Raw genomic sequence first — 15740 nt, 5'->3', positions numbered from 1 at the left:
CCAGGAGTGCGCCGTCGAGCACGCCTTCCGGCCGGCGGGCCTGACCGCCTCGTGACCGCCTTGAGCCCCTTCAGCGCACGGTCGGCGTCCCGGCGCGGCGCCACCGACCCGTCCTCCTCGCCCTCCTCCGCGGACGAGCCGTCGTGGGGCCAGGAGCTGCCGACATGGCCGTTCGCGACCTTCTTCGCGGGCTACCCGCTGCTGTGGGTGCTGGGGCTCGGCGGGTTCGCCGCGGACCTGGCCGCGCTGCCGATGTTCGGCATCCTGCTGCTGCGGCGCGGCCTCCGGGTGCCGCCCGGCTTCGGGCTGTGGCTGCTGTTCCTGATCTGGATGACGTTCGCGGGGACCCAGCTGGACAGCGCGGGCCGCATGATCGGCTTCGTCTTCCGGTTCCTGAACTACGCCGCGGCCACCGTCTTCTTCCTCTACGTCTACAACTCCTCGCGCCGCGCGCTGCCGCTGTCCCGGGCCATCGGTCTCATGGTGCTGTTCTGGGTCTGGGTGGTGGCGGGAGGCTACCTGGGCGTCGTCCTGCCCAACGGGTCGATCAGCACGCCCATGCAGAGCCTGCTGCCGGGGTCGATCGCCGGCAACGACTACGTGAAGGACCTGGTCCACCCGAAGTTCGCCGAGGTGCAGCGGCCGTGGGGAGCGCCGCGGGCGTACAACCGGCCCAGCGCGCCGTTCCCGTACACCAACACGTGGGGGAGTCACTTCGCGCTGCTGGTCCCGTTCGCGATCCTGTACATGCGCACGGCGGCCGTCCGGTGGCGGCGGCAGGCGGTCACCGTCCTGCTCCTCGCCTCGCTGGTCCCCGCCTTCAGCACCCTGAACCGCGGGATGTTCCTGGCGGTCGGCGTCGGCGTGTTGTACGCCGCCCTCCGGTTCGGCTTCCGCGGCCAGGTCAAGTGGCTCGCGGCGGTGCTCGTCCTGCTGGGGATCGGTCTGGCGACGGCCTCGGCGCTCGGGGTCGGGCAGAGCATCGGCAGCCGGACACAGTACAGCTCCACGAACGCGGGCCGGGCGACCATCTACCGGGAGGCGTTCGAGCGCACGCTGCAGTCGCCGTTCATCGGCTACGGCGCGCCGCGCCCGTCGCTCACCCTCAGCATCTCGGTCGGCACCCAGGGCCAGTTCTGGAACGTCATGTTCTCGTTCGGCTTCGTGGCGCTGATCCTGTTCTGCGCCTGGCTGTGGTCGCTTCCCCTGCGGACGCGAGCCGCGCCGGGCGCGCTGCTGTGGCTGCACGTCGTGACGGTCATGGCCGCATTCATGATGTTCTACTACGGGCTGGACGGCTCCCAGCTCGTGGTGATCTTCGTGGCGTCGGCGCTCGTGATGCGGGAGACGGCGGCCGGCCCGGAGGCGGCGCCGCTCACCCCACCCCGCCGACGGCCGGGGACCGGCCTCGCCCGGCCGGACGTCCTGTCCGGCTGGAGCCGGTACACACCGGGGCCGACCTGGAGCCAGGGAGAGGACGACGATTGACCACCCAGGCCGAGGCCACGCGGAACGACCGCGCGGGGCGCTCGCACTTTCGGGAGTTCGCGCGCGGCGGGGCGATCGGGCTGGTCGGCTCCCTCGTCGCGGCCATGGCGGGGTTCCTGCTGACCGTCGTCGTCGCGCGGGTGCTGGGCCCGGCGCAGACCGGCGTCTTCTTCACGGTCGTCGCGCTCTTCATGATCCTCACCGAGGTCACCGAGCTGGGCGCCGACACCGGGCTGGTGCGCAGCACGGCGCGCCTGCGCGCCCTCGGCCGGATCGGCGACCTTCGCCGGGTCGTCGTCGCGGCGCTGGTCCCGGTCCTGGCCGTCGGCGCGGTCACCGGGCTGGCGGTGTTCGCGCTGGCACCCTGGCTGGCCCGGCTGCTCGTCGACGCCGCGCACCGTGACGACGCGGTCTTCCTGCTGCGGGTCTGCGGGCCCGTCCTGGCCGTCTCCGCGGTCCGCAACGTCGCGCTGTCGGGCACCCGCGGCCTGGGCAGCCTGGCCGCGTTCACCGTCCAGGCGAACGTCATCACGCCGCTCAGCCGGCCGGTGCTGGTCATCGCCGTCGCCGCCCTCGGGTACGGCGCGGGCGGGGTCATGGTCGCCTGGTCGCTGCCGATCGGACTGACCTTCGTGGCGGCGGTCGCGATCCTGTGGCGGCTGGTCCGCCGCGCGGAGGCCGAACAGCACGCGGAAGGGGAGCGGCAGGCCGCGCCGGACCCGGCGGAGCCCTCGGCCGTCCGGGAGTTCTGGGCCTTCTCCGGGCTGCGCGGCGTGGCGGCCATGCTCGAGATCGTCGTGACCTGGCTGGGCGTTCCGCTGGTCAGCGCGATGGTGTCCAGCCATGACGCGGGCGTCTACGCCACCGCGGGCCGGTTCATCACGACCGGAACCCTCGTGCTGGCGGCCACGCGGCTCGCCGTCGCACCGCAGATCGCCGCCCTGCTCGCCCGGGGGGAGACCCGGCAGGCCGAGGACCTGAACGCGGTCGCCACCGGCTGGGTCGTCGCCGCCTCCTGGCCGTTGTACCTCGCCCTCGCGGTGTTCGGGCCGTTCGTCCTCACGCTCTTCGGCACGGACTTCCGCGGCGGCGCCGGGGCCATGGCGATCCTCGCCTCGGCGATGGCGCTGGTGCTGGCGACCGGCAATGTGCAGACGGTCCTGCTCATGGGCGGCAAGAGCTCGTGGAACCTGCTCGACAAGGCCGTCGTCGTGGTCCTCATGGTGGTGCTGCACCTGCTGCTGGTGCCGCCGTTCGGCATCATCGGCGCCGCCGTCGCGTGGGGCGTGTCGATGCTCGTGGACAACCTGCTGGCCGTCGTGCAGGTGCGCTATCTCATGGGCCTGCGGCTGCGGACGCGGACGCTCGCGCCGGTCGGAATCTGGGCACTGGTGTGGTTCGGTGGCCTGGGCGTGGTGCTGCGGATGCTCCTGGGCACCGGCCTGGTGGCGTTCGCGGCGTACGCGGTCCTGGCCACCTGCGGCTACGGTGCCGTGCTGTGGCGGCTGCGGTACGTGCTGCACGCCGATGTGATGTTCGGAGCGCTGCGGTCACGCGGGCGCGCGGACGCGAAGGAGGAGGGCTGACGTGCCGACCGGGTTCGTCGGGTGGGCGAAGGACCGCTCGCCACGCTGGGTGAAGGACGCGGCGAACGCGACGACGCGCGCGTACGCCGTGCGGACCGCCGACCGGCGTCATCTGCCGGACTTCCTCATCATCGGCACCAAGCGCGGCGGCACGACCTCGCTGTGGAACTACCTCATCCAGCACCCGCTGGTCATGCCGATGTATCCGGCGTCGCGCGGGGTCAAGAGCCCCGGCTACTACTACGTCAACTATGACAAGGGCGACGCCTGGTACCGCTCGCACTTCGCCACCGAGGAGGAGCTGGACCGGGTCCAGCAGAGCCTCGGCGGCCCCCGGCCCGTCACCGGGGAGGCCTGCCCCTATTACATGTACTACCCGCCGGTGCCGGAGCGGGTGCGCGCCCGCACTCCGGACGTGAAGATCATCGTGACGCTGCGCGATCCGGTGAAGCGGGCCTACTCCCACTACTGGGAGCGGGTGGGGGACGGCGTCGAGGACCTGAGCTTCGAGGACGCCCTGGCGGCCGAGCCGGAGCGGCTGCGCGGCGAGCGCGAGAAGATGGCCGCCGACCCGATGTACTACAGCCGGGCGCACGACTTCTACACCTACCAGGACCGGGGCGTCTACCGGCCGCAACTGGAGAACTGGTTCTCCGTCTTCCCCCGGGAACAGTTCCTCATCATGCCGGCGGAGGACCTGTACGCGAACGAGCAGGCGGCCGTGGACCGGGTCACCGAATTCTTGGGACTTCCTGCACATCCCCTGAAGATCGCTGAGCGGCACAACCATCTCCCGGCGCCGCCGATGAATCCGGACACCAAGGAGCGGCTCACCGAGTTCTATCGCCCGCACAATCGGGCCCTGTACGAACTGCTGGGCGAGGAGTACTCCTGGCCGGCCTGACGTGGCGGGGCGGGGGGACGCATGACCCGCGCCGGTGGTTTACCGGTCCCGCCGATTTTCTCGGCGCCAATTACCGGTAATAGCGAAATGATTACTCTCGTTGACAACGCGTGGCCGTTTGCACTAATTTTGCCACGTTCCTGCGCCAGCTCCTCTGTGCCGCAGATTGTTTATCCCCCGAGCCCCTCTGCTCGCCGCTTTACTCCGCGGGAGAGTTCATGGCATTCCGTCTGCCTGCGCGCAAGACCCCCTTGGTCGCCGGTGCGGCCGCCCTGGTCGCCGCCGGCGTCATCTTCGTCCCCAACTGGGCCAGCGCGGGCGCGCCGGACGGCAAGTCCTCCGGTGCCGCCGCGCTGTCCTGCTGGGCCATCAAGCAGGACTATCCGAAGAGCGTCACCGGCCTGTACTGGCTGAAGACGCCTCGGATGAGCAGCGCCCAGCAGTTCTACTGCGACATGACCACCGACGGCGGGGGCTGGGTCCTCGTCGGTCGTGGCCGGGAGAACTGGACCTTCCACTACGCCGGGCAGGGCAGCGCGTCCAACGTGCGCAACACGCCCGACGGCACCGCCGCGTTCTCGCCCGCGACGGTCCCCGGCGACACCATCAACGGGCTGTTCAACGGCGGCCCGATCGACGGGGTCCGGCTGCACCGCGCCAAGAACTCCACGGGCACCTCCTGGCAGGACGCCTCGCTGAAGTTCAAGGACCTGGCCGACTGGTCGTGGACCTTCGACGGCGGGCTCCCGTTGAGCTCGGCCGACTTCGACGGCACGTCCTACAGTGGCGGGTACACCGACAGCATCAAGAAGTCCGACGTGGTGCTGCGCCCGTACAACTCCCTGTCGACCGTCAAGAGCGCGGACGACTCATGGAAGAAGGGCTTCGCGTACGCCACGACGAGCGTCTCCGGCGCGTCGACCAGCGCGAGCAGCTACCTCTGGAAGGGCACCTCCAAGGGCCTGCCCACCCCCTTCACGCAGGTCTGGATCCGACCCAAGATCACGACCGCGACGGGTGGGGCGGCCCCGGCCGCGCTGAAGCTGCTCAGCGGCAAGACCTCGCCGAGCCCGTGGGGCGTGACCGGCGTCGTCAGCGGTCAAAGCGGTGAGAACCACATCGAGGTGCACGCCCTCGGCGTCGTCGGAAGCACCCTCTACGTCGGCGGCGAGTTCCAGTACGTGCAGAAGGGCGCCACCCCGGCCGCCGGCGAGAAGGTCGAGCAGTCCTACCTCGCGGCCTTCGACACGAGCACCGGCGAGTGGAAGACCGGGTTCCGGCCGAAGCTCGACGGCGAGGTCTGGGCGATCAAGGGGACCAGCGACAAGCTCTTCGTCTCCGGTGACTTCACCAACGTGAACGGCGTCGCCAACACGGCGGGCCTCGCCGCGCTCGACCTGAAGACGGGCGCGCCGCTGTCCACCTGGAAGGCGAGCCTGATCCGGAACAAGGCCGTGCCGCGCGGCCGGGCGATGGACATCCAGGACGGCTGGCTCTACATCGGCGGCACGTTCGACCACATCGTGGGCGGCTCGACCATCAACAAGTCGCCGTTCTGGGTCGGCGGCGCGGCGCGCGTCAAGGTGACCGACGGCACCCCGGACACCACCTGGAACCCGTTCTTCGACGCGGGCGTGTACTCCCTCGACGCCAGCTCGCAGGGGGACCGCGTCTACTTCGGCGGCCGCATGCAGCACATGGGCAAGCAGAAGGAGGTGCCGCTCAAGGACTTCGCGATCGTCAGCACGGCGGCGCCGGGCGGTCACATCTCGGGGCTGGGCGACCAGAAGTGGATCCCCAGCATCGACGACCCGGACAAGCCGTACCGCCAGACGATCCTCGAGGTCGGCGACCGCGTCTGGATGGGCGGGTCAGAGCATGACCTGCAGGTCTACGACCGGGACTTCAACAACAAGATCGGTGGGAACCTCGCCCGTCAGGGCGGTGACTTCCAGGCGAGCGTCGAGATCAACGGTGTCCTGTACGCCGGGTCGCACGGCTTCGACTTCGACTACACCGACGGCTGGACGTACCCGGACCCGAAGACCGGCGGCTACTCCAACGTGCACCGCCTCAACATGGTCGGCGCGTGGGACGCCAAGACCGGCAAGTACCTGCCCAACTGGAACCCCATCTTCGCGTCGCGGGCCGGAAACGGCGTGTGGGCGCTCGTGAAGGACAACAATGGGTGCATGTGGGCCGGTGGTGACCTGAAGAGCGGCTCCTGGACCGGCTCCGCCTACCAGTGGCTCGGCGGGTTCGGCCGGTTCTGCCCCTGACCCCACCTCTGGGCCGGGCGCGGTAACTTCCGCATCGTGATCGGGGAACCACCCACCGGGTGGTTCCCCGTTCCCGCTTGCGACCCGGCGGGAATGAAAGGCTTGGAAGCATGAGGATCGTCAGAGCACGCGGTCGCGTCATCGCCCTGTCGGCGGTGGCGCTAGTAGGCGCGGGCACCGTCCTGTCCGCCTGCGGCTCCGCGGCCGGCAACGACGGCTCGAAGGGCGGCAAGACGGCCACGAACGCGCGGGCGGCCACCCTCGCGGAGGGCAGGTCGGCGGCGGCGGGCGGAGACTGCGGCGCCGACGCCAAGCTCATGCCCAAGTGCGGCGCCTACTGGGGCATCTACTCGGTGCAGGGCAAGTCCCTCACCTCGGCCGTCACCGACATCGAGGGCAAGGTCGGCCGCCGCTTCGACATCGTCCTGCGCTTCCACGACTGGTCCAACGCCGCCGGGCCAGGCCGTTTCCCGGACGCCTCCGAACGCGTGCTCGGCGGGTCCCGGCTGCTGTTCTTCGCCTGGGAGAGCAAGGTCTACCAGGGCCAGCAGAGCTACAAGTGGCGCGACATCGCGGCCGGCGCTTACGACAAATCCGTGATCGAGCCGGTCGCGAAGCGTGTACGGGCCTACGGGAAGAAGGTCTTCATGTCCTTCGACCCGGAGATGGACCGGCACCAGGACAAGGGCGAGATGAAGGGCAGCCCGGCGGAGTACGTCGCGGCCGCCCGGCACGTCCATGACGTCTTCCACCGGGCCGGCGTCAAGAACGTCGTGTGGGTGTGGGTCACCACCGGCACGATGAGCGGGGCCAACCCGCAGCGGATGCTCGACTCCTATCCCGGTGACGCGTACGTCGACTGGGTGGGCTGGGACCCGTACAACTTCTACAAGTGCCACAACGGGCCGTGGTACACGTTCGACCAGAAGGTGGGGCCGACGTACCGCTTCTTCCAGCAGCACGGGCTGGCCAAGAAGCCGTTCATCCTCCCGGAGTACGGCACGCAGTACGACCCGGCGGATCCGAAGCGCTCGATCCAGTGGTACCGCGAGATTCCCGGAGTGCTGCGCGGCAAGTACCCCAACATCGCCGGGCTGATCAGGTTCGACGCGGGGCCGGGCTGCAACCTGAAGGTCGACAACGGCCCGGGCATGCTCGGCTCGTACGCGACGGCGGGCCGGGACACCTACCTCAACACCACCGGACGCTGACCGCCGGGCGCTGAGAGCGCGGAGCTAACCCGCCCTGCCGGACCGGAAACGGCGGCGGCGGGGCGCGGCGACGAGTTCGTCCACCAGTCGCCCGAACCGCGCGACCGCGGGCGCCGTCTCGTCGGCCTCGTCCGGCACGGCGTACTCCGCCGGGTCGGTCAGGGCGCGGTTCAGGTGGGCGTGCAGGCTCTCGGCGGACTCGGCGAGGGCCACCTTGCCGAAGGTCGCGACGTGCCGGGAGAACCGCACCTGGTGGTCGTCGACGACCTCGTCCAGCCGCGCGATCCGGGGCACCACGATCGGCAGCCGGCCCGCCTGCCGGCTTTCGGTGATCGAGCCGGGGCCGCCCTGGCAGACGACGGCGGTCGCCTGCCGGAACAGCGTCTGCATGTCCGCGTGGGGCAGGAAGTCGTGACACTCGGCGCCCACCGGAGGGTCGGCCGGGCCGTGCTGCACGACGCAGCGGACCTGACCGTTCGCCGCGAGCCACTGCTCCATCCAGCCCATCAACCGGTCGAACCGGTGATGGTCGGTGCCCACGGTCACGAACACCAGCGGCTTGTCCTGGCCGGTCACAAGAGTTGCCCCACGACGGTGCCCTTCGGGTAGCGCGCCCGCTGTTCCTCCCACTGCAGCAGGAACAGGTCCGCGATCGGATAGCAGAGCCGGCCGGTGAGCGTGCCGGAGTCGATGCGGTCGTACACCTCGAGGTACACGGTGCGCCGGCGCAGCAGCTTCCCCAGCACGAAGAACGGCACGGCGACGCCCGCGCCCGAGCTGACGATCACATCCGGCCTGTAGCGCGGGACGAGCCGGAGCGCGAGCCACAGGTTGCGCAGCAGGTTGGGGATGTTGCGGGTCGTCGGATGGTAGGCCCAGGTCACCTGTTCGTCCGCGAGGAGGGAGCAGGCGTCGGCCTTCTCGAACGTCACCCACATCCGCTCGTGCTCGGACCACCAGGGCCGCAGCCGATGCAGCTGGGTCAGATGCCCACCGGTCGAGCAGACCAGGAGGACCCTCATCGTTCCTCCAGGACCTCGAGCATGGCCGGATGGAGGGCGGGGTTCCAGCCGCCGCCCAGCCGCTTGAGGTGGTACGTCCGCATGAACATCTCCAGCAGGTAGAGCCGCCCGAGTAGCCGGCGGTGGTCGTGGGGGAGCTCGGGGAGCTCGTTCTCGGCGGCGGCCCGTACGGCGGCGACCGCCTCGCCCAGCGGCCGGCCGCGCAGCACCAGCGCGTCCTGGAACCTCCAGTGCAGATGGTCGAAGCCCACCGGAACCTCTTCGGCGCTGTGCTCCCAGTCCCAGACGTACAGGTCACCGGCGTAGCGGCCCATGTTCCAGGGCACCCAGTCCCCGTGCCAGCGGCCGACCCGCAGGGGGGTGCCGCCGTGCTCGCGTTCGAGCTCGTCGCAGTGCGCGGTGACCAGTGCCGCGAGGCGTCGTTCCTCGTCGTCGGCGGCCAGTACGGCGGCCTCCGCCCGCAGCGCGTGCCAGAAGGCCGAGTCGGCCAGCTTCGCCGTCCGCGCGGCGAACGGACCCGGGAGGTCGGTCGGGGTCGGTTGGCCGGGAGAGACATCGTCGCAGGGGACCGGCGGGGGCCGGTCGGCCTCGCGGTAGCGGCGGATCCGCGGCGGCAGCGGCGCCGTGACGGTGAGGTCGTAGTCGCGCCACGGACCGTGGTGCAGCAGCCGCGGCACGCGGATGCCGCCCGCCGGCCCCTCGGTGACCGCGGCGATCGCGGCCGCCTCCCGCCGGGTCATCTCCCGGGTGGCGGGGTTCCAGCCGACCTTGGCGTAGCCCACAGGGGCGCCGTCGGCGCCGAAGAGCTGGAGCGTCGGCTTCGAATTGGGGTCGGGCGGCCGGACGCCGACCCCCAGCGCCGGCTGGGGCAGGCCGAGTACGCGCCCCAGGTGCGCGCTCAGCAGGTAGTCGCCAAGCTCGGCGGGCGGGAGGTCGTCGGGCACGCACACGAGCAGCCGGTGGCGCAGCAGGAGCGGGGCGACCCCGGTACGGAAGCCGGCGCCCAGCACCGTACGCGGGACGCGCAGGCGGGCCCAGCGCAGCCCGTTGTAGTGGGTGAGGCTGCCGGCGGCCACGGCCCGGCCGTCGAGCGGGACGAGGAAACGCGGCCGTTCGGGTGAGGGCACCACGGCGTAGCGCTCGACCACGCGGTACCCCGGCGGGACCTCGCCCGACGTGACCCGGACCGGCCACCCGGAGGACTCCGGCTCGGGCAGCCACAGCCGTTCGACAAGTGCGCGGAGCACTGCGCCCCCTGTGCCGTTGATCAGCCCGGATCCGCCCCGGTGACCGACTCCAACTTTCCCGGCACTTTACCGTAATCGACCTTTCATCATCGGACGCGTCACCGCATTTCGGGAACCTGAGTACCCTCGGTCACGCAACGACGAGCGTGAATTCACGGTGAAGGGCGCGGGATGGGCATGGGCGGCGGACCGCTGGTCGTGATCGTGCTGTCGCACCGGAACCCCGGACAGGTCGCCCGGCTCGTGGACCGGATCCGCGGCGGCGTCGATACGGTCGCGGTGGTCCACCACGATCCGAGCGGTGAGCCGCTGACGCTCCGTCCGTCCTCGAACGTCGCGCTCGTCCCGGACGCCCGGCCCGGCCAGTGGGGGCGGCTCTCCCTGGTCGAGGCGCAGTGGCGGTCGCTGCGCTGGGTGGCGGCCAACATCCCGGACTTCTCCTGGGCGCTCCTCGTCTCCGGCCAGGACTATCCGATCCGGCCCATCACCGCGATCGAGAAGGAGCTCGCCGCCTCGCCGTACGACGCGTACCTACGGCACTTCGCCGTGACCTCCGATCCGGCGGCGGACACCGACCCCTGGCAGGCGGTGACCCGACGGCGTTACCTTCGCAAACGGCGGCTGCCCGGCACCCACCGATCGGTGCCGCTGCCGGTCCCGCGCCGGCATCCCTACCGGGACGGGGTGGGGCTGTACGTCGGCGACATGTGGTTCAACCTCTCCGCGCCGACCGTGCACGGCATGCTGGCGGACCCGCTGGCCGACCGCCTGCTGCGTTATCTGCGGTACGCGCCGATCCCGGACGAGACGTTCATCTGCTCGCTGGCCCTGAACGCGCGGCCCGCCCGCTCGGTCGCGAACGACAGCAAGCGGTTCATCCGGTGGGGCGCCGACGCCAGCCATCCCGACCTGATCACCGCGGCGCACCTGGACGAGCTCCGGGCCAGCGACGCGTTTTTCGCACGCAAGGTCGACGTCACCGCGCACCCCGAGGTCCCCGACCTGCTCGACCAGCTCGCCGCCGACCGCGGTCCCGGGTCCTGACGGTCCGGGCCGGCGGAGTCACGAGAAGAAACCGGCCGCACAGTCGAGCCACCACGCGCGGCCGCCGGCCTCGCCGGAAGCGGCCGGACCGCCCGAGCCGCCGCCCGCCAGCATCAGGCCGTACGGGCCCATGTACAGCAGCGGGCGCGCGGGCGCGGGCCCGGCCTGCGGGGGCGCGGCCTGTGGGGTCGTGGCCTGTGCGGGCGCGGCGACCTGCGGCGATGCGGCGGCGTCCGTCGGCGGCGCCGGCTTCTCCGGGTTCACCACGGTCACCTTCTGCGTCAGATTGCAGACCCGGACGTTGTGGCACAGCGCGTTCTGCGCGTCGCTGACACCCCCGGCATTCCGGTTGGTGGTGTGCTGATAGCCGCGATTGCGAACAGGACTCCGCACCGACATGGCGGTGGCGTTGTGGTGGCCGTTCCCGTCGCTGTTGTGATCCGTGACGAGACGCTTTCGTGGGCCCGCGGGGATCCGGGCGGCCTCGGCGGCGGAGGAGAGCCAAGCCAGGCCGAGGCCGACCGTCAGGACGCAGACGCTCGCCCTGCGGTAGAACACGGCCTTCTCGCCGATCGATGCGTCCAAGGTGCCCCGTCGAATCATTCCCCACCCCTGCGAGTCGCCGCTGCCGGACGCGAACGGTCCGTTCGGCGGGCGTACCCGGAACGGATATTCGGATCACGTTCCGGGCGGTGAGCGGCCGAATCATTGCCGGTTCATTGTCGTGTGCTCATCGGCGAATCCGGCAAAGCGGCCGTCGAGCGGTCCGGCGCGGGCGTCAGAACCGGATGCCCCAGCGCGATCCGAGCCCCGAGATAGGCGAAAGGCACCAGAAGCGCGAAGTCGGCGAGGTGGGCTATCGCGATTTCGCGCGGTACTCGACTGATCGGGAATGCGATGGCGCTGACGAACAGCAGGACGCCGATCGGCCGGGGAACCGCCCGGATCCGGGTGAGCACGACACCGAGGACGAAGAGGCTGAGCGGAAAGGCCGGACCGGCGAACCAGAACGTCACGTACGCCGCCGCGGGATGCTGCTGGATCAGGCGCACCGCCTCCGTGTGCGAGACGTTGAACAGCTCCTCGTGCATTCCCTGCAGCCCGAACGAGGCTCCGCCGACGCACCCGTAGATCGCGACCGGCAGCGCGATCGCCGCGTATCTCGGCACTCGCGGCTCGACGATGCGGTACACCGCGACGAGACCGACGAGCCAACAGGTCGTCGCGACCACGATGAGAGTTCCGGCGGTGATGCCCTGATAGCGGTCGGTCCAATAGAAAGTCGAAATCGCCTGGAGCGCCGGGCCCAGGATGAGGCAGATTCCGGCGATGGTCCGGGATACCGAGTGCATGCTTTCTCCCTCGCCTTCGTGAATGACCACGCAGGCAACGCTAGGGAGCCGCACCGTGGATTCCATCCGCTTCGCGGCGCGACGCGATACCGCGGTCGCGGTACGGGCGCTACCGCTGGGGTGGTGTGTCGGGCGGTGCTCCGGCCAGCCCCGACCGGTAGGCGAACACCACGAGCTGGGCGCGATCCCGCGCGCCCACCTTGGCCATCGCCCGGTTCACATGAGTTTTCGCGGTCGCCGGACTCATCGCCAGCCGTCGGCCGATCTCCTCGTTGGTCAGGCCCTCGGCGACGAGCGCGACGACCTGGCGTTCCCGATCGGTGAGGGCCGACGGCAGGGCCGGGTCGAAGGCCGGCTGCCCCGATCGCCCCACGAACGCGGCGATCAATCGGCGGGTCACCCGAGGCGCGAGCAGGGCGTCGCCGGCGAACACCGTGCGCACCGCCTGCCGCAGAGCGTCGGGGTCGATGTCCTTGAGCAGGAATCCGCTGGCCCCCGCGTGCAGCGCGGCGAAGACGTATCGGTCCAGGTCGAACGTGGTCAGGACGATCACTTTGACGCCCGGCGTCCGCTCGTCGGCGAGGATCCGCCTCGTCGCGGCGAGCCCGTCCGTGCCGGGCATCCGCACGTCCATCAGCACGACGTCGGGGCGGTGCGCCCGGGTCAGGGCGACCGCCTCCTCCCCGTCGGCGGCCTCCGCGACGACCTCGATGTCCTCCGCCCGGTCGAGGAGGATGCGGAACCCGGCCCGGACGAGAGTCTGGTCGTCGGCCACCAGCACACGGATCGTCACGTCGCCTCCTCGCCCCGCGGTCGGTCGCCCATCTGAAGCCTCCATCTCGCGTCGCCGGGACCCGCTCACGTCTCGTCCGGGGCCGGCAGCCAGGCGCGTACGCGGAACCCCCGCCCCGCGCCGTCGGGCCACTCGAACGGGCCCGCGGTCAACCGGCCGCCCAGACCCGCCGCGCGTTCGGCCATGCCCCGCAGGCCGTTGCCCTCCGTGACCCATCCGGATTCGCCGGTACGGCCGTCGCCCTCCGTCACCCATCCGGGTCCGCCGCTACGGCCGTCGTCCTCCGCGACCCACCTGGGTCCGCCGGTACGGCCGGCGTCCTCCGTCACCCGATCGCGCTCGCGGACGCGACGGTCGCCCTCCGTCGCCGACCCGGTTTCGCCGGCGCGGCCGTCACCTCCGCCGCCGTCGTCGCGAACCTCCAGCGCGAGCCCGGCCTCGTCGTACCGGACCAGGATCTCCACCAAGCCGGCGTCGGAATGACGCAACGCGTTGGTGAGGGACTCCTGCGCGATCCGGTAGGTCGTCAACTCCACCAGACGCGGCAGCGGGCGGCGTTCCCCCTCAATCCGCACGTCGACGCGCGGCCCGCGCCCGACGCAGGCCAGTGCCAGGTCCGGGATCCGGTCGATGGCCGGAGCGGGGGCCGCCATGTCGCCCTCCGCGCCGTCCTGTTCCCGCAGGACGCCGACGGTCGCGCGCATCTCGGCCATCGCCTCGCCACCGGCCCGCCGGACCGCCTCGAGCGCCTCCCGCGCCTGGTCGGGGGCCTCCGTCAGCAGTTCGGCGGCCACGCTCGCCTGCACGTTGATCACGGCGATCGTGTGGGCGGACACGTCGTGGAGTTCGCGGGCGATGCGCATCCGCTCCTCGGCGAGTCGCCGCGCGGCGACCTGGTCCCGGTGCGCGGCCAGCAGCGCCAGCCGGGCCGCGAACTCGGCGCGTCGCGCGCGTCGGCTGTGTACGGAGTCGCCCAGTAAGAGCGCCGCGACGAACACCACCGTCGACCCATCGAGGGCCGCGTCGAACAGGCCGACGCCGGTGTACTTCGTCCGGGCCAGCGCGTCCGACACGACCAGCCAGCCCGCGACCGCCAGCCCCGCCCTCCGCCGCGACGCGGCGGCGGCAGAGAACAGCGCGACCCAGACCGGCACGGCCGGCGCTCCGCCCGGATAGTTCGCGGCGTGATACACCACCCACAGCAGGAAGACGACGGCGAGCGCCAGGGCCGGACTGCGTCGGCGGACCGGCAGCGCCGCCGCCATCGCGAGTCCGATCCCATAGGCCCACGCGTCAGGACTCCGGTCGGCGGTGCCCGGCGCCGCAGCGTCGATGCGGTAGACGGTCGCCGCAGCGACGACCGCGCACAGGATCGCCTCCCCGGCCCATGGCGGAACCGCTTCCATCCGACGACGCAGCCGCGTGAGGTCCACGCCCCCACCGTACGGACGATCATCCCATGACGCTCCTGGCCGGTGCCGGTCATCGAGAACCACACGGGCGAGTTCAGTGAATCGTTCTGGGGGCGTCCACCTGATGATTCCAACAGACTGCTCGCCGAGCAGGGGCGCAGACTGCACATCGTCGACCAACTCGCCGCTGCCCGGGCGGGCGCAACGTTCGGTGAAGCCGCTGGGAACGGTACTGGTATCGGGACGAACCATCAGGCAGGACGCGCTTTCGCCGAGCGTTGTGCGCGGAGAATCGAGCCCGAGGCACTCGGCACGAGATCGAATGAAGCCCCCGGCGCACGGTCGCCGGGGGCTTCTTCGGGACCGGACTTCTACCGGGTGACCTGGGCGACTTCGACGCAGTTCGTGTTGCTGCCGCTCCGGCTGCTCTTACGCCAGACGAGCTCGGGCGCGGGCCGGGACATGGGGACTCGACCTACTCCTTTGCCAAGCCGATGATCAGGTCCACCGACTTCTGGGGAGGCAAAGCCGCATCGGCGATGCGGGTCCGAGCCAGCTTAAGACGGCGGTTACCCTCAGCGTTCTCGATGTACTCCTCGCCGGTGAGGTCGTCGACATAGGAGATCGGCGGGTCGATCTCGTCCGGCAACTCCGTCGACCACGAGACCGCCCACCGCCCCGACCAACATGGTCGGGAGGGGCGCACGGAAATGGGGGCCGTTTCTTCAGGAGAGGTGTCGCGAGTCGACCGGCGCGGGCCGCCCGCGGACATCGTCAGGTAGCTGCGGATGACGAGGCCGGACGTGGCGATGAGCAGCGCTATGGCCTTCCCCTGACGTGGCGAATGACCGCCTGCCCCGTTCCTGAGCAGGCGGTCCACTCAGCCATTCTGCTTCGGCGTCGCCATCGCGGACCCTCGGCCACCGCTTGGCGAGATCGTCATGATGCCAGGCATACTCTGTGACTGCGGCCAGAGCCAGTTCCACGATCTGCCGATCTATCTACCAGGTCGTCTTATTCTGTAGATGGCCACCATTCCAGTGCGGATAAGTGACGCAGTGAATCTTAGGTTGAACCTACCCCGCAGGTGACGCCTCCGCCGAATGCGCCCGCCAGCATAGCGCCTGCCCTATGAAGTGCGCTGCGATAATATTTCCGGTTGTGATGGGAGCGCCGTCTGATGCCCGACGCAGCCGCGTCGGGCATCAGACGATGGTATGGAAGCTCGCCTAACGTTTCCTCCTGAGGGCTGACTCTGGACCGTAGATCAGCGCCAGTGCTGTCGCTCCGACGACGATCGGGGTCATTATCGCGAACGTGACGGCTCTGCTCAGTCCCGCGAGACCGCACAGGACGCCCAGGGGTATGCCTGAAGCGAAGAAGGCAAGCAAGGCAACCGCGA

At 70.6% G+C, this 15740-nt stretch carries 15 protein-coding genes; 6 read left to right on the top strand and 9 right to left on the bottom strand.

Features of this window, described 5'->3' with window-relative positions:
- Nucleotides 1-60: 60 nt before the first annotated feature.
- The 5 genes from AB0K82_RS16945 to AB0K82_RS16925 all read left to right on the top strand — a co-directional run bounded on the left by AB0K82_RS16945 (nt 61) and on the right by AB0K82_RS16925 (nt 7468).
- Nucleotides 61-1488 carry an O-antigen ligase family protein gene (locus tag AB0K82_RS16945; protein WP_364397824.1) on the top strand — a complete coding sequence of 476 codons (1428 nt, stop codon included), beginning with the start codon at nt 61-63 and terminating at the stop codon, nt 1486-1488.
- Nucleotides 1485-3074, top strand: a complete 1590-nt coding sequence (locus tag AB0K82_RS16940) for an oligosaccharide flippase family protein (RefSeq protein ID WP_364397822.1) — start codon at nt 1485-1487, stop codon at nt 3072-3074. The genes AB0K82_RS16945 and AB0K82_RS16940 overlap by 4 nt, the downstream gene beginning before the upstream one ends.
- 1 nt (nt 3075) lies before the next feature.
- Nucleotides 3076-3978, top strand: coding sequence for a sulfotransferase domain-containing protein (locus tag AB0K82_RS16935; RefSeq protein WP_364397820.1), 903 nt, complete (start codon nt 3076-3078; stop codon nt 3976-3978).
- Nucleotides 3979-4196: 218 nt separating this feature from the next.
- The gene (locus AB0K82_RS16930) at nt 4197-6257 is read left to right on the top strand and encodes a fibrinogen-like YCDxxxxGGGW domain-containing protein (protein ID WP_364397819.1); all 2061 of its coding nucleotides are present in this window, start codon (nt 4197-4199) and stop codon (nt 6255-6257) included.
- A 110-nt stretch (nt 6258-6367) separates the two neighbouring features.
- Complete coding sequence (locus AB0K82_RS16925; protein ID WP_364397818.1) at nt 6368-7468, top strand: glycosyl hydrolase; 1101 nt, start codon at nt 6368-6370, stop codon at nt 7466-7468.
- 24 nt (nt 7469-7492) lie between these two features.
- On the opposite strand, the gene AB0K82_RS16920 is transcribed toward AB0K82_RS16925, so the two are convergent.
- The 3 genes from AB0K82_RS16920 to AB0K82_RS16910 are packed head-to-tail and all read right to left on the bottom strand — an operon-like array spanning nt 7493 to nt 9737.
- Entirely contained in the window at nt 7493-8044 is a 552-nt protein-coding gene (locus tag AB0K82_RS16920) for a glycosyltransferase (RefSeq protein ID WP_364397817.1), read from the bottom strand.
- Nucleotides 8041-8490, bottom strand: a complete 450-nt coding sequence (gene pssD, locus AB0K82_RS16915) for a PssD/Cps14F family polysaccharide biosynthesis glycosyltransferase (protein WP_364397815.1) — start codon at nt 8488-8490, stop codon at nt 8041-8043. Before pssD ends, AB0K82_RS16920 begins: the two co-directional genes overlap by 4 nt.
- On the bottom strand, nt 8487-9737 hold the full coding sequence (locus tag AB0K82_RS16910; RefSeq protein WP_364397814.1) for a hypothetical protein: 1251 nt from the start codon (nt 9735-9737) through the stop codon (nt 8487-8489). Before AB0K82_RS16910 ends, pssD begins: the two co-directional genes overlap by 4 nt.
- Nucleotides 9738-9914: 177 nt before the next feature.
- Here AB0K82_RS16910 and AB0K82_RS16905 point away from each other — a divergent pair, with 177 nt between their 5' ends.
- Nucleotides 9915-10781, top strand: a complete 867-nt coding sequence (locus AB0K82_RS16905) for a beta-1,6-N-acetylglucosaminyltransferase (RefSeq protein ID WP_364397813.1) — start codon at nt 9915-9917, stop codon at nt 10779-10781.
- 18 nt (nt 10782-10799) lie between these two features.
- On the opposite strand, the gene AB0K82_RS16900 is transcribed toward AB0K82_RS16905, so the two are convergent.
- From AB0K82_RS16900 to AB0K82_RS16875, 6 genes are all read right to left on the bottom strand, one after another.
- Nucleotides 10800-11366, bottom strand: a complete 567-nt coding sequence (locus tag AB0K82_RS16900) for a hypothetical protein (protein WP_364397811.1) — start codon at nt 11364-11366, stop codon at nt 10800-10802.
- A gap of 131 nt (nt 11367-11497) precedes the next feature.
- Entirely contained in the window at nt 11498-12163 is a 666-nt protein-coding gene (locus tag AB0K82_RS16895) for a hypothetical protein (RefSeq protein ID WP_364397810.1), read from the bottom strand.
- 79 nt (nt 12164-12242) lie between these two features.
- A complete protein-coding gene (locus AB0K82_RS16890) occupies nt 12243-12926 on the bottom strand; it encodes a response regulator transcription factor (RefSeq protein ID WP_364397808.1) in 684 nt (227 codons plus the stop codon).
- A 65-nt stretch (nt 12927-12991) separates the two neighbouring features.
- Nucleotides 12992-14359 carry a histidine kinase gene (locus AB0K82_RS16885; RefSeq protein ID WP_364397806.1) on the bottom strand — a complete coding sequence of 456 codons (1368 nt, stop codon included), beginning with the start codon at nt 14357-14359 and terminating at the stop codon, nt 12992-12994.
- Between the two features lie 350 nt (nt 14360-14709).
- Nucleotides 14710-14802, bottom strand: a complete 93-nt coding sequence (locus tag AB0K82_RS16880) for a DUF397 domain-containing protein (RefSeq protein WP_364397804.1) — start codon at nt 14800-14802, stop codon at nt 14710-14712.
- An 11-nt stretch (nt 14803-14813) separates the two neighbouring features.
- Nucleotides 14814-15218, bottom strand: a complete 405-nt coding sequence (locus AB0K82_RS16875; RefSeq protein WP_364397803.1) for a hypothetical protein — start codon at nt 15216-15218, stop codon at nt 14814-14816.
- Nucleotides 15219-15740: the final 522 nt, after the last annotated feature.

It is taken from the genome of Actinoallomurus sp. NPDC052274, from assembly GCF_040679475.1.
Taxonomy (GTDB): domain Bacteria; phylum Actinomycetota; class Actinomycetes; order Streptosporangiales; family Streptosporangiaceae; genus Actinoallomurus; species Actinoallomurus liliacearum.
The sequence above is the reverse complement of the archived record's forward strand: the minus strand, read 5'-3'. Positions and strand labels throughout refer to the sequence as shown.

Bases quoted from the DNA above. Each gene is read 5' to 3' on its own strand.
- AB0K82_RS16930 (WP_364397819.1), top strand. From the start codon at position 4,197: ATGGCATTCCGTCTGCCTGCGCGCAAGACCCCCTTGGTCGCCGGTGCG.
- AB0K82_RS16925 (WP_364397818.1), top strand. From the start codon at position 6,368: ATGAGGATCGTCAGAGCACGCGGTCGCGTCATCGCCCTGTCGGCGGTG.
- pssD (WP_364397815.1), bottom strand. From the start codon at position 8,490: ATGAGGGTCCTCCTGGTCTGCTCGACCGGTGGGCATCTGACCCAGCTG.
- AB0K82_RS16905 (WP_364397813.1), top strand. From the start codon at position 9,915: ATGGGCGGCGGACCGCTGGTCGTGATCGTGCTGTCGCACCGGAACCCC.
- AB0K82_RS16880 (WP_364397804.1), bottom strand. From the start codon at position 14,802: ATGTCCCGGCCCGCGCCCGAGCTCGTCTGGCGTAAGAGCAGCCGGAGC.